The 19,505-nt window shown below is 67.2% G+C and carries 22 protein-coding genes; 12 read left to right on the plus strand and 10 right to left on the minus strand.

The features are described from left to right. Window positions 1-36: 36 nt before the first annotated feature. The 3 genes from L8K25_RS02325 to gatC all read right to left on the minus strand — a co-directional run bounded on the left by L8K25_RS02325 (window position 37) and on the right by gatC (window position 2,462). The gene (locus L8K25_RS02325) at window positions 37-630 is read right to left on the minus strand and encodes a serine acetyltransferase (RefSeq protein ID WP_242137904.1); all 594 of its coding nucleotides are present in this window, start codon (window positions 628-630) and stop codon (window positions 37-39) included. Continuing rightward, complete coding sequence (gene gatA / locus L8K25_RS02330) at window positions 569-2,053, minus strand: Asp-tRNA(Asn)/Glu-tRNA(Gln) amidotransferase subunit GatA (protein ID WP_242137302.1); 1,485 nt, start codon at window positions 2,051-2,053, stop codon at window positions 569-571. Before gatA ends, L8K25_RS02325 begins: the two co-directional genes overlap by 62 nt. Window positions 2,054-2,159: 106 nt before the next feature. Beyond that, on the minus strand, window positions 2,160-2,462 hold the full coding sequence (gene gatC / locus L8K25_RS02335; RefSeq protein ID WP_242137303.1) for an Asp-tRNA(Asn)/Glu-tRNA(Gln) amidotransferase subunit GatC: 303 nt from the start codon (window positions 2,460-2,462) through the stop codon (window positions 2,160-2,162). A gap of 198 nt (window positions 2,463-2,660) precedes the next feature. On the opposite strand from gatC, the gene L8K25_RS02340 reads away from it, so the two are divergent. After that, window positions 2,661-3,800: a DUF3089 domain-containing protein gene (locus L8K25_RS02340; protein ID WP_242137304.1), complete on the plus strand. Its 1,140-nt coding sequence runs from the start codon at window positions 2,661-2,663 to the stop codon at window positions 3,798-3,800. An 11-nt stretch (window positions 3,801-3,811) separates the two neighbouring features. Next, complete coding sequence (gene ruvX / locus L8K25_RS02345) at window positions 3,812-4,276, plus strand: Holliday junction resolvase RuvX (RefSeq protein ID WP_242137305.1); 465 nt, start codon at window positions 3,812-3,814, stop codon at window positions 4,274-4,276. A 29-nt stretch (window positions 4,277-4,305) separates the two neighbouring features. Here ruvX and L8K25_RS02350 read toward each other — a convergent pair whose 3' ends face one another. Next, entirely contained in the window at window positions 4,306-5,166 is an 861-nt protein-coding gene (locus L8K25_RS02350) for a PEPxxWA-CTERM sorting domain-containing protein (protein WP_242137306.1), read from the minus strand. A 63-nt stretch (window positions 5,167-5,229) separates the two neighbouring features. On the opposite strand from L8K25_RS02350, the gene L8K25_RS02355 reads away from it, so the two are divergent. Together L8K25_RS02355 and L8K25_RS02360 are read left to right on the plus strand one after the other, a co-directional pair. Then, on the plus strand, window positions 5,230-6,216 hold the full coding sequence (locus tag L8K25_RS02355) for an aspartate carbamoyltransferase catalytic subunit (protein ID WP_242137307.1): 987 nt from the start codon (window positions 5,230-5,232) through the stop codon (window positions 6,214-6,216). Continuing rightward, entirely contained in the window at window positions 6,213-7,448 is a 1,236-nt protein-coding gene (locus L8K25_RS02360; RefSeq protein WP_242137308.1) for an amidohydrolase family protein, read from the plus strand. Before L8K25_RS02355 ends, L8K25_RS02360 begins: the two co-directional genes overlap by 4 nt. An 8-nt stretch (window positions 7,449-7,456) precedes the next feature. Here the strand turns inward: L8K25_RS02360 and L8K25_RS02365 are convergent, their stop codons facing one another. After that, the gene (locus tag L8K25_RS02365; protein WP_242137309.1) at window positions 7,457-7,669 is read right to left on the minus strand and encodes a hypothetical protein; all 213 of its coding nucleotides are present in this window, start codon (window positions 7,667-7,669) and stop codon (window positions 7,457-7,459) included. Window positions 7,670-7,864: 195 nt separating this feature from the next. Here L8K25_RS02365 and L8K25_RS02370 point away from each other — a divergent pair, with 195 nt between their 5' ends. Then, entirely contained in the window at window positions 7,865-8,935 is a 1,071-nt protein-coding gene (locus tag L8K25_RS02370) for a PA0069 family radical SAM protein (protein WP_242137310.1), read from the plus strand. A gap of 3 nt (window positions 8,936-8,938) precedes the next feature. Here the strand turns inward: L8K25_RS02370 and L8K25_RS02375 are convergent, their stop codons facing one another. The 3 genes from L8K25_RS02375 to L8K25_RS02385 are packed head-to-tail and all read right to left on the minus strand — an operon-like array spanning window position 8,939 to window position 11,574. Then, complete coding sequence (locus L8K25_RS02375; protein WP_242137311.1) at window positions 8,939-10,258, minus strand: SPOR domain-containing protein; 1,320 nt, start codon at window positions 10,256-10,258, stop codon at window positions 8,939-8,941. Window positions 10,259-10,265: 7 nt separating this feature from the next. Beyond that, window positions 10,266-10,856 carry a hypothetical protein gene (locus L8K25_RS02380; RefSeq protein ID WP_242137312.1) on the minus strand — a complete coding sequence of 197 codons (591 nt, stop codon included), beginning with the start codon at window positions 10,854-10,856 and terminating at the stop codon, window positions 10,266-10,268. Between the two features lies 1 nt (window position 10,857). Then, on the minus strand, window positions 10,858-11,574 hold the full coding sequence (locus L8K25_RS02385; RefSeq protein ID WP_242137313.1) for a ParA family protein: 717 nt from the start codon (window positions 11,572-11,574) through the stop codon (window positions 10,858-10,860). Between the two features lie 142 nt (window positions 11,575-11,716). Between L8K25_RS02385 and L8K25_RS02390 the strand changes: the two genes are divergently transcribed. Next, complete coding sequence (locus tag L8K25_RS02390; RefSeq protein ID WP_242137314.1) at window positions 11,717-12,682, plus strand: SPOR domain-containing protein; 966 nt, start codon at window positions 11,717-11,719, stop codon at window positions 12,680-12,682. On the opposite strand, the gene serB is transcribed toward L8K25_RS02390, so the two are convergent. After that, a complete protein-coding gene (gene serB / locus L8K25_RS02395; protein WP_242137315.1) occupies window positions 12,683-13,564 on the minus strand; it encodes a phosphoserine phosphatase SerB in 882 nt (293 codons plus the stop codon). On the opposite strand from serB, the gene miaA reads away from it, so the two are divergent. From miaA to L8K25_RS02425, 6 genes are all read left to right on the plus strand, one after another. Then, window positions 13,557-14,486, plus strand: coding sequence for a tRNA (adenosine(37)-N6)-dimethylallyltransferase MiaA (miaA, locus tag L8K25_RS02400; RefSeq protein WP_242137880.1), 930 nt, complete (start codon window positions 13,557-13,559; stop codon window positions 14,484-14,486). The two genes, serB and miaA, sit on opposite strands and share 8 nt — an antisense overlap. A 74-nt stretch (window positions 14,487-14,560) precedes the next feature. Next, on the plus strand, window positions 14,561-16,312 hold the full coding sequence (locus L8K25_RS02405; protein ID WP_242137316.1) for an acetolactate synthase 3 large subunit: 1,752 nt from the start codon (window positions 14,561-14,563) through the stop codon (window positions 16,310-16,312). Continuing rightward, on the plus strand, window positions 16,312-16,461 hold the full coding sequence (locus tag L8K25_RS02410) for a hypothetical protein (RefSeq protein ID WP_242137317.1): 150 nt from the start codon (window positions 16,312-16,314) through the stop codon (window positions 16,459-16,461). The genes L8K25_RS02405 and L8K25_RS02410 overlap by 1 nt, the downstream gene beginning before the upstream one ends. 3 nt (window positions 16,462-16,464) lie before the next feature. Then, entirely contained in the window at window positions 16,465-16,980 is a 516-nt protein-coding gene (ilvN, locus tag L8K25_RS02415) for an acetolactate synthase small subunit (protein WP_010217549.1), read from the plus strand. Between the two features lie 128 nt (window positions 16,981-17,108). Then, window positions 17,109-18,128 (plus strand): ketol-acid reductoisomerase, encoded by a 1,020-nt coding sequence (gene ilvC / locus L8K25_RS02420; protein WP_242137318.1) that lies wholly within the window; start codon window positions 17,109-17,111, stop codon window positions 18,126-18,128. A 271-nt stretch (window positions 18,129-18,399) separates the two neighbouring features. Beyond that, on the plus strand, window positions 18,400-19,020 hold the full coding sequence (locus L8K25_RS02425; protein WP_242137319.1) for a YceI family protein: 621 nt from the start codon (window positions 18,400-18,402) through the stop codon (window positions 19,018-19,020). Between the two features lie 42 nt (window positions 19,021-19,062). Here L8K25_RS02425 and L8K25_RS02430 read toward each other — a convergent pair whose 3' ends face one another. Then, window positions 19,063-19,455, minus strand: a complete 393-nt coding sequence (locus L8K25_RS02430) for a BLUF domain-containing protein (RefSeq protein ID WP_242137320.1) — start codon at window positions 19,453-19,455, stop codon at window positions 19,063-19,065. Between the last annotated feature and the right edge of the window lie 50 nt (window positions 19,456-19,505).

Below are 19,505 nucleotides of genomic sequence, written 5' to 3' on the forward strand. Positions count from 1 at the left end.
TGCATTTGGAAAATCACGGACCATGTCGCCCCGGGGTTACCGGTTGAGGATTTTCCCCGGAATGCCGACGACGGTCGAGTCCGGCGGGACGTCCTGCAGCACGACGCTGTTCGCGCCGACGCGGCAATGCGCGCCGATCGTGATAGGCCCTAGGATCTTGGCGCCCGCGCCAATATCGACATGGCCACCGATGGACGGCACGCCAGTCCCCGCGTGCCCAATCGTCACTTGCTGAAACAACAGACAGTTAGGACCAATATCTGCGTCGGGATGCACGACGATCCCGTTGGGATGGGGCAGCAGCAGCCCCCCGCCGATCCGGCTGGTCAACGGGATGTCGGCCCCGCTGACCGCACTCCACCAGCGATGGCGCAACACGGCGATCTTGCGCGCCATATGCGCGACCAGGCCACGGCGCGTGCGCCAGTGCTGGTAGCTGCGGATGCTCGCGAGCAGCGACTTGCCAGGCGACCACTCGCCCCGTGCGCGATGCTCGCGGGTCCAGTCCGGCTCCGCTGCCGACACCCGCGTCGCGAACGGCGTAGGTGTCGGCACGTCGATCACGCCATCACCACCAGCGTTCGGCCCGCGCGACGAAGCCGGCGCGTTGCTCGAGCGCAAGCCCCGCATTCAGCACGCCCTGTTCGTCGAACGGCTTGCCGATGATCTGCAGCCCGAGCGGCAGGCCCTGCCCGTCAAGCCCGCCGGGCACGCTCATCGCCGGCAGTCCCGCCAGCGACGACGGCACGGTAAACACGTCGTTGAGGTACATGGCGAGCGGGTCGGCACTCTTTTCGCCGAGCGCGAACGCCGCGCTTGGCGCCGTCGGCGTCAACAGCAGGTCGCACTGGGTCCAGGCCTGTTCGAAGTCGCGCGCGATCAGCGTGCGGATCTTCGAAGCCTGGGTGAAGTAGGCGTCGTAAAAGCCGGCCGACAGGACATAGGTCCCCATCATGATACGGCGCTTCACCTCGTCGCCGAAGCCATCGGCGCGGGTCGCGGCGTACATGTCCTGCAGGTTCGCCCCCTCGGGCAGGTCGCGCAGGCCGTAACGCACGCCATCATAGCGCGCGAGGTTGGACGAGGCTTCGGCGGGGGCGATGATGTAATAGGCCGGCAGCGCATATTTGGTATGCGGAAGCGAGACCTCGACGATCTCCGCACCGGCGTCCTTCAGCCAGTCGATCCCCTGCTGCCACAGCGTCTCGATTTCGGGGGGCATCGTGTCGACCCGATATTCCTTCGGAATACCGACCCGCTTGCCTTTAAGATCGCTGGACAATCCGGCTTCCCATGCGGGAACGGGCAGATCGAGCGAGGTCGCGTCCTTGGCATCGAACCCGCTCATCGCCTCGAGCAGGATCGCACAGTCGCGGACGTCGCGCGCCATCGGCCCGGCCTGGTCGAGCGACGAGGCGAAGGCGATCGTTCCCCAGCGCGAGCAGCGGCCATAGGTCGGCTTGATCCCGGCGATGCCGGTGAAAGCGGCGGGCTGGCGGATCGAGCCGCCGGTGTCGGTGCCGGTCGCCGCCGGGCACAGCCGCGCCGCGATCGCCGCGGACGACCCGCCCGACGAACCGCCCGGCGCGAGCGCGGCGTTCCCGCCATCGCTGCGCCGCCACGGCGAGATGACGTTGCCGAACGCGGACGTCTCGTTCGACGAACCCATCGCGAACTGGTCCATGTTGAGCTTGCCGAGCATCCCCGCGCCGGCGTTCCACAGATTGCCCGAGACGGTCGATTCGTACGGCGGGGTGAAGCCTTCGAGGATATGGCTCGCCGCGGTCGCGGGTACGCCCTTGGTGCAGAACAGATCCTTCATCCCGATCGGCACGCCGGCAAGCGGCTTGGGCGCCTCGCCCGCCGCGCGGGCGGCATCGGCGGCATCCGCGGCGGCGAGCGCATGCTCGGGGGTTTCGACGAGGAAGGCGTTGAGCACCTTGGCGGCGGCGACGTTGGCGATGAAGCCCTCCGCCACTTCGCGCGCGCTGAAGGTACCGGCGCGGACCCCATCACGGATGGCGGCGACACCGAGATCGGTAAGGTCGGTCATGCAGAAATTCCCGTCACCCCGAAGACCGGGGCGGTTACGTCGTGAAACACGCTGCGCGCAAGAAACATGGCGGCCACGGCCTGCGCCGGTGCAGTGCGGCGGCGGCTCACTCGATCACCTTTGGCACGGTGAAGAACCCGTGCTCCGCCTGCGGCGCGTTCGCCAGCACGGCATCGCGGATCCCGCCCCCCGTCAGCGGATCGGCATTCACCACGTCGGCGCGCAGCCGCAGGTGGTTGGGGGTGACCGCGGTCATCGGCGCGACCCCGGTCGTGTCGACCTCGCCCAATTGTTCGATCCAGCCCATGATGTTGTCGAGCTCGGGTGCGATCCGCGCGGCTTCCGCCTCGGTGATCGCGATCCGCGCGAGGCTGGCGATCTTCTTCACGGTGGGAATGTCGACTGCCATGCGGCCCCTTGGTCTGTCTTGAAGGTCGGTATCCGCGGCGGCTAGCATCGCACCCCGCGGCCATGCAAGCTATGCGCGCGTTCCGCCCCCCAGATCAACCTGCCGGATCAAGACGATTGCAACGCGCGCGGTCCCGGGCCACCCAATGCGCAATTGCACGGCGCGCGGTTTATGCTGCACTGCACAATGGAGTCGTCAGTGGCACGGAAGTTCCTGTATGTCGTGGTTGCCCTTATCGTGTTAGCGATTGCCGGAGCGTTTGCGTACCGCTTCTGGGGCGCCGAGATGCTCCGCATGGCGATGGTGCCGAGCGCCCGGTTCGAGGCGCAGCCGGCCGAGCCGGCCGCCAGCTATCGCGACGCCCGCCTGTGGCTCGCGCGCCCCGACAAGCCCGGCAACCCGGCGCGCTGGACCCCGGCGGGCTACACGCCGGGTGCCAATCCCGAGGCGGCGGTGTTCTTCATCCATCCGACGTCGTTCCTCGACCGCTCGCGCTGGAATGCACCGCTCGACAATGCAGAGGCCAATGCGCGCGCGGAACTGTTCCTGCGCGGCCAGGCAAGCGCATTCAACGCAGTGGGCGCGGTATGGGCACCGCGCTATCGCCAGGCGACGTTCGGCGCGTTTCTCACCACCCAGGCCAATGCCACCAAGGCGCTCGACCTGGCGTACGGCGATGTCGCCGCCGCGTTCGACGCATTCCTGGCGCAGGCGGGGGACCGACCGATCATCCTTGCCGGGCATAGCCAGGGATCGCTGCACCTGATCCGTCTGCTGCGCGAGAAGATCGCGGGCACGCCGGTCGCGCGACGGATCGTCGCCGCCTATGTCGTCGGCTGGCCGGTCTCGCGCACCGCGGACCTCCCCAAGCTCGGCCTGCCGGAATGCCGCACCGCCGACCAGGCCGGCTGCATCCTGTCCTGGCAAAGTTTCGCCGAGCCCGCCGACCCGTCGCTCGTGCTCGACACGTACAATGCCAGCCGGACGGTCGACGGGATCGCGCGACGCGGCACGCCGATGATCTGCACCAACCCGCTGACCGGCATGCCCGATGCGATCGCCCCCGCCGACGCCAATCTGGGCACGCTGTTCCCGTCCTCCGACCTGACGACCGCGACGATCGAGCCGAAGCGAGTCGCCGCGCGCTGCGATTCGCGCGGGTTGCTGCTGATCGGCAACCCGCCCGCGCTCGGCGGCTATGTCCTGCCCGGCAACAATTATCACGTCTATGACTACAGCCTGTTCTGGGCGAACGTCCGCGTCGACGCGGCACGGCGGCTGGCGGGGTTTGTCCGTGATCGCGCCGCCGCGGCTGGGCATCACCGCCAGCCTGTGTAAACAGACCGCCGATGATCACGACCGACCGCCTCGAATTCCGTGCCGCGCTCCCCGTGGGGGGGCGGCTGATCGGCCTCGACGTGGGCACCAAGACGATCGGCACCGCGCTGTGCGACGCCCGATGGAGCTTCGCCTCGCCCGCCGTGCTGATACGCCGGACCAAGTTCCAGAAGGACAAGCTTGCCCTCGCCGCGATGATCGCGGCGCAGCAGGTGAAGGGCATCGTGATCGGGCTGCCGCTCAACCTGACCGACGGCAGCGAAAGCCCGCGCAGCCAGTCGAGCCGCGCGTTCGCGCGCAACCTCGCCGATCTCGCGCTGCCGATCTTCCTGCAGGACGAACGCTGGTCGACCGTGGCGGTGACGCGCACGCTGATCGAACAGGACGCAAGCCGCGCCAAGCGTGCCGAACTGGTCGACAAGATGGCGGCGGCCTACATCCTGCAAGGCGCGATTGATGCGCTGGTGGCGGTGTGATCTCCAGAGCGACGATCTGACCGCCCATTCTAGACGCGCCGAGCCGCCGCGAGGACCGTCCGGCGTCGACCCTGCCGCGCCGCCAGACCAACGCCCAGGAAGCCGACGAGCATCAGCGACCAGGTGGCCGGCTCGGGGACGGCGGCGACCGACAGGGTCGCGTTTTCCGGCGCGAAGTCCGTGATCTGGTTATTGTTGCCCAACCCGATCCGCGGCCACAGATTGAAGCCGTATTGAGTCGGGGAAAAGCCCGTGCTCGGCAACAGCGAGAGCGAGATCCTCGCGGTCAGGATGTTCCCGGCGATCGAGATGTTTGCCGGATCGAGCACGTTCGTGCCGATTACCCCCGTCCCGTCCTTCTGGATAACGATGGCCTGATTGAAAATAACGTTCGGTTCGCCGATCGCGGCGAAAGGCCGCGCGGTGCCCGTCCCGGTATTCACGCCAAAGACGTACAGGCCCGGGGTCTGCGGGTTGATATCCCCCGCGAACGTCGCGCCTAGCGTGAAGAATTGAAGTACACTGTTGTAATTGACAGAAAATCCCGTGACGTCGAGATCAGCGAGCCGTGGCCCTGCCGTATAGGTCGGCAGAAAGTTCCCGGTCGGGTCGACCACCGACGCCGCCAGTGCCGGTGTTGCAAGAAGAATCGTGGAGGCAAGCAATCCGGCTGCGATATCTTTGATATGCATGACGTTCTCCTCAAAAAGACCGCGAATACATCCAGCGGCGAGGACTTCTTTACCATATATTGCGGACAGACACGATCTGACACAGGCGCGAAGCCCCCACCGCCGTGCTCCGCTGGCGCCGTCCAACCCCGCCGCCGATACACGCGTGCCCCGGTAAGCGCGGGTCAGGCCATCGCCGCGCGCCGGCGTGCGCGACACCGCCGATGACAGCCCCCATCCCGTCTTGCCACCACGCCCCCGCACCGCTACCCGACACCCTCGATGCAACGCTCCGATCACCGCCCCGCCTCGCTCATCCCGGGCCGCGCCGTGTTTCCGCACCGGCACCTCACCGGAATCGAGGGATTGCAGCCCCATGAGATCCTGTTCCTGCTCGACGAAGCCGACGGCTGGGTCGCCGCCAATCGCACGCGCGCGATCAGCGACAAGAGGCTCGGCGGGCTCACGCTGATCAACGCCTTCTTCGAGAACAGCACGCGCACCCTGTTGTCGTTCGAGATCGCGGGAAAGCGGCTCGGCGCGGACGTCGTCAACATGCACGCGGCGCAGTCGAGCGTGAAGAAGGGCGAGACGCTGATCGACACCGCGATGACGCTCAACGCGATGCGCGCGGACATGATCGTCATCCGCCACATGTCGTCGGGCGCGGTGCGGCTGATCGCGGGCAAGGTCGATTGCCCGGTGCTGAATGCCGGTGACGGCCAGCACGAACACCCGACCCAGGCGTTGCTGGATGCGCTGACGATCCGACGGCGGCGCGGGACGATCGCGGGCCAGCGCGTGGTGATCTGCGGCGACCTGCTCCACAGCCGGGTCGCGCGGTCCAACATCCTGTCGCTCACCGCGCTGGCCGCCGAAGTCCGCGTCTGTGCGCCAACGACGCTGATGCCCGCCGCGATCGAGCGCATGGGGGTCACGGCCTTTACCGATTTCGACGAAGCGCTCGACGGTGCGGACGTGGTGATGATGCTGCGGCTCCAGAACGAGCGGATGAACGGCGGGTTCGTCCCCTCCAACCGCGAATATCACCTGCGCTATGGCCTGACCGAACGGCGCCTGGCGCTCGCCAAGCCCGACACGCTGGTCATGCACCCCGGCCCGATGAACCGGGGAGTCGAGATCGACTCGGTCGTGGCGGATCACGCGCGTTCGGCGATCACCGAGCAGGTCGAGATGGGGGTCGCGGTCCGCATGGCCTGCCTCGACGTGCTGACGCGGCGTTCGCGCGGCGTGGCGGGCTGGGCATGAGCCGCACGATCGCGCTTCTCGATGCGACCCTCGCCTGCCCCATGGCGGGCGTGTCGCGCGGCGGCCTGCTGATCGTCGACGACACGATCGCGGCAACCGGGCTGATCGACGTGCCGGCGGGTGCGGAGACGATCGATTGCGCCGGACTGGTGCTGGCGCCCGCGATCGTCGACCTGGGTGTCTTTGCGATCGACGTCCCGGCCTTTCATGCGGGCGGCATCGTCCGCGTCGGCCTGATGCCGGACCAGTCGCCGGTCCTCGATGATCCGGGCGTAGTCCAGCGCGCGGCGCTGATCGGGCGACCCGGGCTGTGGATCCACCCGATCGCCGCCGCGACACGCGGGCTGGCCGGGCACGATCTCGCCGAAATGGCGATCAACCGCGATGCGGGCGCGCGCGCGGTGGGTACGGGCGCGGGCTGGATCGCGGACTCGGGCGTGATGCGCAAGGTTCTGGCCTATGCCAACGATCTTGGCCTGGTGGTGATCGCGCATGCCGAGGACGGCGGCGTCACGGCAGGCGCGGTCGCGACCGCGGGCGAGACCGCGACCCGGATGGGCCTGGCATCGGCCCCTGCGGTCGCCGAGGCGCTGGCGATTGCACGCGACCTGATGCTCGCGGAGGAGACCGGGGCGGCCGTGCACCTGCGCACCGTCACGACCGCGGCCGGATTCGATCTGGTGCGCGCAGCCAAGCGGCGCGGCGTCCGGGTGACCTGCGGAATTACGCCGGCGCATCTGTTGCTGTCGGACATTGCGATGAGCGATTTCCGCACGTTCGCCCACATCTCCCCGCCGCTGCGGCAGGAGGACGACCGGCGCGCGGCGCTGGTGGCGCTGGGCGACGGGACGATCGACGTGCTGTGTTCGGCGCACGATCCGCATGGACCGGAGGAAAAGCGCCTGCCGTTCGGCGATTCCGCAGCGGGCATGGCGGGTGCGGAAACCCTGCTCGCGCTCGGCCTTGGCTTCGTGCGCGACGAGGTCATCACGCTCGACCGGCTGTTTGCGTTGCTGGCGGCCAACCCGGCTAAGGTCCTTGGCGTCGCGACGGGAACCCTGACGGTGGGCGCGCCCGCGGATCTGTTGCTGTGCGATCCCCGGGCGCCCTGGCAGGTCGCGGGCGACCGGTTGCAGGCCAAGGCCGGCAACACCCCATTCGACGGACTGCCGGTCGAAGGCAAGGTCAGGCGCCTGTTCAAGGGCGGTACGGCGCTCGCCCTCCCCGCCTGACCGGCGCCTCAGCGCATCGCGAAGTAGACGATCGCCACCCCAACCCAGGTCAGCAGCGAGACGGTACACGTCAGCACCATCGCGCGAATCGCCCTGAGCGGAATGTGACCGTTGTCATAGCGGACGGACGGGTCGGGATGTTGGCTGGACCCCAATTTGCGGATCAGCGAATAGCCTGGGGGACCGCGCCTGGAGAAACGCACTGTTGGACGAATGGGCATGATACGCGCCTAGGTTGTTAATTCATGTTAGTAACGCGGCTCATCGCATTCCGGGCGCAACTCGTCGACACTAAAACGTCGTTTTTTGAAATAATGTTTTCATACGTGGGCGTTCCTGCGAAATTTAAGAATTCCGGCAGTCTGGCATCGGCCAATCGTTCTTGCTTTGTTCGATGCACGTGGTACGGTCGTGGTATGCCAGCCCATCGCCCCCGCCGCGGCGCGACCCATAATCCGGAGAGCGCGCGTTTCGGTCTTGCCGTCCGGGAAGCCGACGGCGACTGGCTGGACGCCCGGACCGAGCAGGACGGCGCCCCGCCGCCGCTGCGGACGAGCGTCACGGTCGAGCGGGCACGGACGATCTTGACGCGCAATCAATCCCCCGACCTTGGGTTCGACCGTTCGGTCAACCCGTACCGCGGCTGCGAACATGGCTGCATCTACTGTTTCGCGCGCCCGAGCCATGCCTATCACGACCTGTCCCCCGGCCTGGATTTCGAAAGCCGCCTGTTCGCCAAGCCCGACGCAGCGGATTTGCTGCGTAAGGAATTGATGAAAAAGGGTTATCAGGCAGCACCCATCGCCTTCGGCACCAATACCGATCCCTATCAGCCGATCGAATCGGACTGGCGGATCACCCGCGCCTGCCTTGCGGTGCTCGACGAGACCAACCATCCCGTGACGATCACGACCAAGTCCGACCGCGTCGTAAGCGACCTTCACCGTCTTTCGGCGATGGCCGCCCGGCAGCTCGTATCGGTTGCGGTGTCGCTGACGTCGCTCGATCCCCGGATCGCCATGACCCTGGAACCCCGCGCGCCTGCTCCGCACCGCCGGCTCGCCGCGATCCGCGCGCTCAGTGAAGCCGGCGTGCCGACCTACGTCTCGATCGCCCCGGTGATCCCGGCGATTACCGACCATGAACTGGAGCATCTGCTCGAAGCCGCCGCCGCTGCCGGCGCCAGCGCGGCGTTCTTCATCCCGGTGCGCCTGCCGTGGGAGGTCGCGCCGCTGTTCAAGGCCTGGCTTGACGCACACTTCCCGGATCGCGCCGGCAAGGTGATGGCGACGATCGCCTCGCTGCGCGACGGGCGCGAGAACGACCCCGGCTTCTTCACCCGGATGCGCGGCAGCGGGCCGTGGTCCGCCTTGCTGCAGACGCGATTCGCGATCGCCTGTCGGAAGTATGGCCTCGATCAAAAGCGGATCGTCTTGCGCACCGATCTCTTCCGCGCGCCTGCCGGGCCGCAGGGCGAACTGTTCTGACGCTCAGCGCGCGGCGAGTTCCCGGCCGCGCGCCCATTGCGCGATCTGATCGCCAGCGCTCGCCCGAACGAAACAGGCGCCACCGCGCGCGCGATACCCACGGCACAGCGAGACCGCGTCCTCGCGCGCAAGCCCGCCGACCGAAAGCCGGTAGAAGGTCGCGCCGCCGGCGGTGACCCCCATCCCTTGCGGGACATGGCCAGACAGCGCCGCGAACCGATGCGCGGCCCGCATCCAGGCATCATGCGCAACCGCGGCCGTATCGTAGGCGCCGAGCTGCACATAGAAATTCCCCCGCACGGCGGCGCGCGCCGGCATCGCGGGCGGCCCCTGCCGGCTGGCCTCCATGCGCGCCATGTCGCGCCGCGGCTTCGCGGCGGCGAGCAGAGGCGCGGGCAAGGCCTGCACCACTTCACGCTGCGGCGCGAAGACCACGCCTGCGATCGCGGGACCGACTGCGCCATCGTTCGTCGCCACGGACGGGACAACCGCGGTCGGAGCCGCCACGCGCGCGTCGACCGCCGTCGCGTCAACCGCCGTGGCCGCCATGGCCGGCGCAATCCCGCTGCGATTGAGGGCCAGGCGCTGCGGTTGACCCGAGTCCACGACCGGAATGACCCCGAGCAGGCTGGAAATCTGGTCCGATGCAGACGTCGGACGCGAAAACGTCGACCATTCGAGCAATCGGCGCGGGACGTCGGTGGGAGCGAGATCGATCGCAACGACACTCTGCGCCTCGCGCCAGCGTCCCGCGAGGGCGAGGCTCAACGCGAGGTTCTGGCGGACCTTGGCATCTGCGTCGGGGGACCGTGCCGCCGGGCCGAGCAGCTCGACCGCCGCCACCGGATCCCCCGCCAGTGCCATGGCGAGCCCCCGGTCGCTGATCGGGATTACGCTCGCATGGGCGTCCAGCGTGGTTCGCGCGCCTGCCCAGTCGCCGGTTCCGATCTGCATCAGGGCCAGGTGCAGCGCTGCCTTCCCGTTCGTTGGTTCCAGTGCGAGCGCGTCCGCAAAGGCATCCCGCGCCGAAACGAAACGCCCTGCCTTGAGATAGCTCTGCCCCAACGTCAGCCGATACTCGACGGCGTCCGGCTGATCGGCCACTGCCATCTCCGCGTGCGCGATCGCCGCGGTGACGTTCTTCCGCGACAGCGCCGTGCGGGCCTTAGCGATTTCCCGGCGAGCGTGCCGTTCGGCCTTCGATTGATCGCGAGCACTCGCCCCGGCAATCGAAGACGTCACGGTCGCGGCTACGCCGCTCAGCAACAGCACGGACAGACCCAGCGTGACAGGGCCGACGGATAAGGCGGACCGAACGGTCATGGCGTCTCTAGCGCTTGGCCGAGGTCGGCAGCTGGCTGACCAGCGCATCGACTTCGGGCAGGGTTTGCAGGAATTGGTCGAGCGCGGCCGTTACCAGCAATTGCGCCGAGGCATTCTGGAGCGCACTGGCAAGCCGCAGGCGCAAATGGCGATCCTGGTCCAGCCGGAGCGTAAACGCGGTGCGGGCCTGCCCGGCCGCCCCGGTTTTCGGGCCGGAGCGCTTTGCCCCCTCGGCCTTCGCGCTGTGTTTCTGATGCGTCTCCCGACCGATTCGCGTGGCGGTGGCGACCGAGACGGGCTTCATCGTGATCGTGCGCGGCGCGGCTGGCGACGGGATTATCGCCGCCGCGACGTCTTCGCGGAGGACCTCGCGCTGCGCGAGCACCGGCGGTATGGATGGCGCAGGTGCTGGCGGATTTGGCGCGGGCGGCGCTTCGGTGCCCCCCATGTCATTCCAGCCGAGATCGTCCTGCCCCCCCGCCATCGCGCCGAAGCCGCCAAAACCCTGCGGGCGCATCGCCGGCTTTGCCTGACCCTTGCGCGCCAACAGCGTCGACGACAGCGAGGCGAGCGGTTTGGATTGGCCAAACGCATTCATGTCAGCTCACCACCCGTCGACCGAACCCGCCCGCTGCGGGGCGCTGGGCGGCATAGGCGTTCACGCCCGTCGGCACGGCGAACACCGTCCGACGGAAGTTCTTTTCGAGCCGATCAGAGATATAGGTCCAGAGATCACGGACCTCCTGCGCGGACCGGCTTTTCGCATCCACTTCCATCACCGTGCGCCCGTCAATCATCGAGGCGGCGAAATCGGTGCGATGGTGGATCGTGATCGGCGCGACCGTTCCGTGTTGCGACAAGGCGACCGCGGCTTCGGCCGTGATCCGCGCCTTGGGGGTCGCACCATTCACGACGAACAGCAGCGGCTTGCCGGCGCGTTCGCACAGATCGACCGTTGCCCCGACCGCACGCAGATCGTGCGGGCTGGGGCGCGTCGGAATGACGATCAGCTCGGCCACCGCGATCACACTCTGGATCGCCATCGTAATGGCAGGCGGCGTATCGATCATGGCGAGCCGGAACCCCTGCTGACGCAGCGTTTCCAGGTCCGCGGCAAGCCGCGCGACCGTGGTCTGCGCAAAAGCCGGGTACTCGCTGGTCCGCTCGTTCCACCAATCCGACAGCGATCCCTGCGGATCGATGTCGATCAGGACGACCGGGCCTGCGCCTGCAAGCTGGGCCTGAACAGCGAGATGCCCGGACAAGGTGGTCTTGCCGGATCCGCCTTTTTGAGATGCCATCGCTAGGACGCGCATGAGCCCCTTTCACTCCTGCCTGTTCGAGAAAGTGAAGTGGCACCCGAGGCTTCAACAATCGGTTAATTCCGAAGGTCGGCGTCGTACTTTTAGCCGAGGGTGGATAACGATTTGTTTGCCATGCCGCGCGTAGGGGAGTTGCATGAGCTTGCGAAGCAGAACCAGGACGCCGCGGTCGGCATGCAGGACGGCGTTACGCGCCACGGTCGCGCTCGTGCTGCTGTTTCCGATGGTCTGCCCGGCGAGAGCGGACGTCCGGGACGGGGTCGATGCGTGGGGTCGCGGCGATTATGGTCGCGCGGTCGAATCCTGGCGGCCTGCCGCCGCTGCCGGCGATGCCGACGCGCAGTTCAATCTGGCGCAGGCGTATGTGCTCGGGCGCGGCGTGAAGCCGGACCGGGCAGCCGCTACGGAATGGTTTCGCAAGGCGGCGATGCAGGACCACGCAGCGGCAGAGGCGAAATACGGTCTGCTGCTGTTCGACCAGGGGAAACGGACCGAAGCCACGCCGTGGCTCGAAAAAGCGGTTGCCCAGCATGAGCCGCATGCGCAGCTTGTCCTCGGCACGATGCTGTTCAACGGGGACGGGGTCGCGAAGGACTGGCGACGCGCCTATGCGTTGCTCGTGCGTGCGGCGGCGGCGGACGTGCCCCACGCCTCGCAAGTGCAGGCGCAGATGGACAAGGTCATTCCGGTCGATCTCCGCCAGCAGGGGTTGGCGCTAGCGCAGGTCGATGAAGCCGCAGCGCAACGTCCGCAACTGCTCCCTGCACTCGCCCCCGCCCCCACCTCTGCCGCGCCCCCGCTAGTCGCCAGCGTATCGGTCCCAAAGATCGAACCCGGCAAATCTGCCCGGATCGCGGCGTCCAACGCGAACGCGCCGGCAATGATCGATCGCGGGGGGTGGCACGTCCAGCTGGGTGCCTTCGGCGATCCTGCCAATGCGCACCGGTTGTGGACCCAGATCGGTCCGAAATTCCCCGGCGCTCGCGTTCGCTTCGTCAAGGCCGGGGCCATGACCCGAGTCCTGGTCGGCCCCTATGGCTCGAGCGCTACCGCCGCGCGAGCCTGCGCCGCCGTCAAACCATGCGTACCGGTCGGGTCGTGATCACCCCGTGACCCATTCGCGCCGGGCAATCCCCTGCGCGTACAATAGCGCGGTCAGGTCGCCATGGTCGATCCGCGCGCTCGCTGCCGCGGCGACGATCGGCTTGGCCTTGAACGCCACGCCCAGTCCCGCCGCATCGATCATCTTGAGGTCATTCGCACCGTCGCCGATCGCGAGCGTCGCCTCGGGCGGCAGCCCGAGATCCGCCGCCGCCGCGCGCAACGTCTCGAGCTTGGTGTGCGCGCCGACGATCGGCCGCTCGACTCGCCCGGTGAGCGCGCCGTCGGCGATCTCGAGCCGGTTGGCGATCGCGTAATGGAAGCCGATCCGCTCCGCCACCGGCTCGGCGAAGCGCGTGAAGCCGCCGGACACCAGGATCGCGGTCGCCCCCCGCGCGCGCATCGTCCGGACCAGCGTCGCGGCTCCCGGCGTATCGACCACCCGGTCGGCAAGGCATTGCGCGATCACGCGCTCGTCCAGCCCGGCGAGCAACGCGACCCGCGCATCGAGCGCCGCCTCGAAATCGAGTTCGCCGCGCATCGCTGCTTCGGTGATCTCGGCGATCTGCGGCTTGATGCCCGCGTAATCGGCGAGTTCGTCGATGCACTCGACCGTGATCATCGTCGAGTCCATATCCGCGATCAGCAACCGCTTCTCGCGGCCCTCGGCCTGCTGCACGATCACGTCGACCCCGGGGAACGCCCCATCGAGCGCCCGGCGCGCGGCATCTGGCGCGCTTGCGAACATCACGTCCGCCGCCTGCCCCGGTTCGATCCAGCCCTCCGCGACCGCGGAACACCCCGCCGCGTCGAGCCGGTCGCGCGCGGTCGAAATATCGGCAGCGCTTAGCCGCCCGGATGCTATCAGCGTGGCAATGAACACAGACGATCTCCCGAAGCTCGCGCTCATCGCAGGGCCGACCGCCAGCGGCAAGTCCGCGCTCGCGATCGCGGTCGCCGAAGCGCACGACGGGATCGTCATCAACGCCGACTCGGCGCAGGTCTATCGCGACCTGCGGATCCTGACCGCGCGCCCCTCCCCCGCCGACGAGGCGCGGGTGCCGCATCGGCTGTTCGGATATATCGACGGGGCGGAGGCCTGTTCCGCCGCGCGCTGGGCGGACGCGGCGCGGCGCGAGATCGCTGCGGCGCATGCGGCGGGGAAGCTGCCGGTGCTGGTCGGGGGGACCGGGCTGTATCTGCGCACCTTGCTCGACGGGATCGCGCCGGTGCCCGAGATCGACCCCGCGATCCGCGCCGCGGTGCGCGCGATGCCGGTGGCCAAAGCCCATGCCGCGCTTACGCAGGCCGACCCGGCGGCGGCGGCGCGGCTGGCGGCGGCGGACACCACGCGAGTGGCACGCGCGCTCGAGGTGGTGCGCTCGACGGGACGGCCGCTCGCGGCGTGGCAGGCGGAGCGAAGCGGCGGGATCGCAGCGAAGGTTGCACAGAGCGCGGTCGTGCTGCTGCCCGAGCGGGACTGGCTGTTCGAACGTTGCGATGCGCGCGCCGCCGCGATGTTTGACGACGGCGCGGCCGAGGAGGTCCGTATCCTTCTGCAAAGAAACGATATTCCTGACGACGCCCCGATCCGCCGGGCGATCGGCGTGCCCGCGCTGGCCGCTTTCGTGGCGGGCGCCCAGTCTCGCGAACAGACGCTGGAAGCGTTGCGGCTAGCCACGCGGCAATATGCCAAGCGGCAATATACCTGGTTCCGCAACCAGCCTCCGCCAAGCTGGGCCAAGATAACCGAGTCACAAAGTTCCGACAGAGTGCTTATATTCGACAGATTGTTTCAGCTATAAAGGTTGACACGCACGTTTCATACCTATAGCCGCGCTTTTCCCGTTGCTGCCGTGCAGCATCGTCGCCGAGGAGAATGACCGTGACCGAGAAGAGTGGAGCCGACATCCTGATCGAGGCGCTGTGCGATCTCGGCGTGGAAGTCGTGTTCGGCTACCCCGGTGGTGCGGTGTTGCCGATCTACGACGCGCTGTTCCGCTCAGGCCGGATCAAGCACATCCTCGTCCGCCACGAACAGGCCGCGACGCATGCCGCCGAAGGCTATGCGCGCTCGACCGGCAAGCCCGGCGTGGTGCTCGTGACCTCGGGTCCCGGCGCGACCAATGCCGTGACCGGCATCACCGATGCGCTGATGGATTCGATCCCGATGGTGGTGATCACTGGGCAGGTGCCGACCGCGCTGATCGGCACGGATGCGTTCCAGGAAGCCGACACGGTGGGCATCACGCGCCACTGTTCGAAGCATAACTATCTGGTGAAGGACCCCGCCAAGCTCGGCGCGACCGTGCACGAGGCGTTCTATATCGCGACCTCGGGTCGTCCCGGTCCGGTGGTGATCGACATCCCCAAGGACGTTCAGGTCGCGACCGCGCGCTACGCCAAGCCCGGCCCGATCCGCCACAAGACCTATCGCCCGCAGGTCAAGGCCGACCAGCCTAGCATCGAAGCGGCGATGGACATGCTCGCCGCCGCCGAACGCCCGGTGCTCTATACCGGCGGCGGGATCATCAACGCGGGGCCAGCGGCGAGCCAGTTGCTGTGCGAACTTGCGCGGATCAGCGGTGCGCCGGTGACGTCGACGCTGATGGGCCTTGGCGCGTATCCGGCGACCGGCTCGCAGTGGCTCGGGATGCTCGGGATGCACGGCACCTATGAAGCCAATATGGCGATGAACAAGGCCGACCTCGTCGTCTGCCTCGGCGCGCGGTTCGACGACCGCGTGACCGGGCGGCTCGATGCGTTCAGTCCCCACTCGCGGAAAATTCACGTCGATATCGACCGGTCTTCGATCAACAAGAACGTGCGCGTGGATTTGCCGATCGTCGCGGACGTCGGCCATGCGCTCGAGGACATGGTCCGCGTGTTCAAGGCCCGCCGTCATCCGAAGCCCGATCTGACCGAATGGTGGCAGATGATCGAGGAATGGCGCGACAAGCAGAGCCTCGCCTTCACCGATCTGGAAAGCGACATCATGCCCCAGCGCGCGATCCGTGCGCTCTGGCAGGCGACGCACAAGCGCAATCCAATCATCACGACCGAAGTCGGCCAGCATCAGATGTGGGCGGCGCAGCATTTCGGATTCGAGGCGCCCAACAAGTGGCTGACCTCGGGCGGTCTCGGCACGATGGGCTATGGCCTGCCCGCCGCGATCGGCGCGCAGATCGGCAACCCCAAGGCGCTGGTGATCGACATCGCGGGCGAAGCCTCGATCCAGATGAACATCCAGGAGCTCGGCACCGCCTCGCAATATCGCCTGCCGGTCAAGATCTTCATCCTCAACAACGAATATATGGGGATGGTCCGCCAGTGGCAGGAGCTGACCTATTCGAGCCGCTATTCGGAAAGCTACAGCGACGCGCTGCCGGACTTCGTGAAGCTCGGCGAAGCCTATGGCTGGAAGGGGATCCGGATCGAGACGATGGGCGAGCTCGACGACGGGATCGCGGCGATGCTCGATCATGACGGGCCGGTGATCGTCGATTGCCGGGTGACGAAACTGGCGAACTGTTTCCCGATGATCCCGTCGGGTGCCGCGCATACCGAGATGCTGCTGCAGGCGAGCGAAGTCTCGGGCGAGATGGACGACGAAGCGAAGGCGCTGGTGTGATGACACTTTTCGTCACCCCGGCGAAGGCCGGGGCCGCCACGTTGCCGCGCGCAACCCGCGTTTCGATTCCTAACCTGGCGGCCCCGGCCTACGCCGGGGTGACGTCAGCGCATTACAGCACATCGACCGCGGCCACGGTCACGGGATAAGCCATGCACATCACCCAGGAAAAAGCCTCCCGCCACACGCTCGCCGTAATGGTCGACAACGAACCCGGCATCCTCGCGCGGATCGCGGGGCTGTTCACCGCGCGCGGCTATAATATCGAGAGCCTGACCGTGTCCGACGTCACCGCCGACAAGGCGGTCAGCCGGATCACGATCGTCACCTCGGCGAGCGATGCGACGATGGAGCAGATTCTCGCGCAGCTCGACCGGTTGATCCCGGTGCATTCGGTGACCGACCTCACTGCGCTCGGGCCGCACGTCGAGCGCGAATTGGCGTTGCTCAAGGTGTCGGGGGTCGGGGATCACCGGATCGAGGCGCTCCGCCTCGCCGACGTCTACCGTGCGCGCGTCGTGGATGCGACGACGACCAGCTTCGTGTTCGAAGTGACCGGCGGGCGCGAGAAGATCGACACGTTCGTCACGCTGATGCGCGAAGTCGGGCTGTGCGAGGTCGCGCGGACCGGGATCGTCGCGATGGCCCGCGGCGCCAAGGCGGTTTAGACACATTCCCGTCACCCCGGCGGAGGCCGGGGCCGCAGGGTCGGGCGAGCAACGCCTGTTGCCCGCAACAACCGCGAGGCCCCGGCCTCCGCCGGGGTGACGGATCGTTTTTCTGGAAGGGACTATCTATGCGCGTTTATTATGATGCCGATGCCGATCTGAACCTGATCGCCGACAAGAAGATCGCGATCGTCGGCTATGGCAGCCAGGGCCATGCCCACGCGCAGAACCTGCGCGATTCCGGCGTCAAGGAGGTCGCGATTGCGCTCCGTCCCGGCTCCGCCACCGCCAAGAAGGCGACCGACGCTGGCTTCAAGGTGATGACCAACGCCGAAGCCGCCGCCTGGGCCGACATCACGATGATCCTCGCCCCCGACGAGCATCAGGCGGCGATCTATGCCGACGATCTTCACGCCAACCTGAAGCAGGGCGCCGCGATCGCGTTCGCGCACGGCCTCAACATCCACTTCGGCCTGATCGAGCCGCGCGCCGATCTCGACGTCATCATGATCGCGCCCAAGGGGCCGGGCCACGCGGTGCGCAGCGAATATGTCAAGGGCGGCGGCGTGCCGTGCCTGATCGCGATCCACCAGGACAAGAGCGGCAACGCGCATGACATCGGGCTCGCCTATGCGTCGGGCGTCGGTGGTGGCCGTTCGGGGATCATCGAGACCAACTTCAAGGAAGAGTGCGAGACCGATCTGTTCGGCGAGCAGGCCGTGCTGTGCGGCGGGATCACGCATCTGATCCAGGCCGGGTTCGAGACGCTGGTCGAGGCGGGCTATGCGCCCGAAATGGCGTATTTCGAGTGCCTCCACGAGACCAAGCTGATCGTCGATCTGCTGTATGAGGGCGGGATCGCCAACATGCGCTATTCGATCAGCAACACCGCGGAATATGGCGACATCACCACGGGGCCGCGGATCATCACGGACGAGACCAAGGCGGAGATGAAGCGCGTTCTCGCGGACATTCAGGGCGGACGGTTCGTCAAGAACTTCGTGCTCGATAATCGCGCGGGGCAGCCCGAGCTGAAGGCGGCGCGCAAGGCGGCGGCGGCGCATCCGATCGAGAAGGTTGGCGCGGAGCTGCGTGCGATGATGCCGTGGATCGGCGCGAACAAGCTGGTGGACAAGGACAAGAACTGAGTTTTTTGGCGGGGGGGTGGTGGTTCTCTGCAAGGCACTGCCCCACCCCAACCCCTCCCCTGAAGGGGAGGGGCTAAGAAGAAGAAGAGCGCGGGAAAAAGCCCCTCCCCTTCAGGGGAGGGGTTGGGGTGGGGCAGACCAGCAGCGCAACGCCCCCCGTATCCAGCCCCCGCCGCCCCCCATCCCGCGCAAGAAACCGTCCGTTGCCAAAACGTTGCTTGTTCCACCTCCGCCCAGTGCGCCAAGGCGATCCTCCAACAGGAGTATTCCCATGCAGCGCACCCCCCTCGTCCTCGCCGCCATCGCAGCCATCGCGGCCGCCCCGCTCGTCGCGCAGATGCCGACCACCCCGCCCGGCACGCGCACCCTCTCCAAGGTCGCCGCCGGGACGTACAAGGTCGATCCCGCGCACACGCAGGTCGTGTTCACGCTCAACCACCTGGGTTTCAGCGAATATAGCGGTCAGTTCACGCAGCCGACCGGCACGCTGACGCTCGATCCGCGCGATGCGGTCAAGGACAAGGTCGAAATCGTCTTCCCGATCGACAAGGTCTCGACCACCGTCCCGGCGCTCGACGCGCATCTGAAGACACCCGACTTCTTCGATGCCGCCAAGTTCCCCGAGGGCCGCTTCGTCTCGACCAAGGTCACGGTCAACGGCATGACCGCGACGATCGCGGGTAATCTCACGATCCACGGCGTGACCAAGCCGGTCGTGCTCAACGCCAAGTTCGTCGGCGCGGGCCCGTCGCTGTTCGGCGCGCACAAGACCGTCGTCGGCTTCTCGGCAACGACGTCGATCAAGCGCAGCGACTTCGGCGTGAACGGCTATCTGCCGCTCGTGTCCGACAAGGTCGATCTCACGATCAACGCCGCGTTCGAAGCCCAATAAGACGTCGCCGGCGTCCCGCGGCCAGCGCGGGGCGCCGTTCGATCAGGCGTCGACCAACGCCCTGAAATACTCGGCCGTTTCCGGCGATACGCCCATCAGCAGGCGCCGCAGACGTCGGTCGAAATCGTCCACCGTCTCGCGGCGTTCGCGATGGACCATCATCCAGTCGCCGAACTCGCGCTCCTCGACCGTACGATCGAGCAGGATCTTGATGTCGCGGTGGCGCGGATCGGAGCGCAGGCTCGCCAACAGGTCCGCCACGCTTTCCTCCGGCCCCTCGATCGTCTGCAGGTAGCCATCCTGTTCGGTATACAGCAGGCCCGTGATGCCATCGAGGCCATTGCGCGCCGACGCGATCCGCAGGATTGCCGGCAAGTCATCCGATGCACGACCGCTCTCGGCGGTCGTGATACTCGTATAGATAATCTGACGCATTGTGATCGCCCTAACATGCGATCGACAAAGCGGCGTTGATATGGATCAGT

The sequence above is a fragment of the Sphingomonas sp. TREG-RG-20F-R18-01 genome (assembly GCF_022662475.1).
Lineage (GTDB): Bacteria > Pseudomonadota > Alphaproteobacteria > Sphingomonadales > Sphingomonadaceae > Sphingomonas.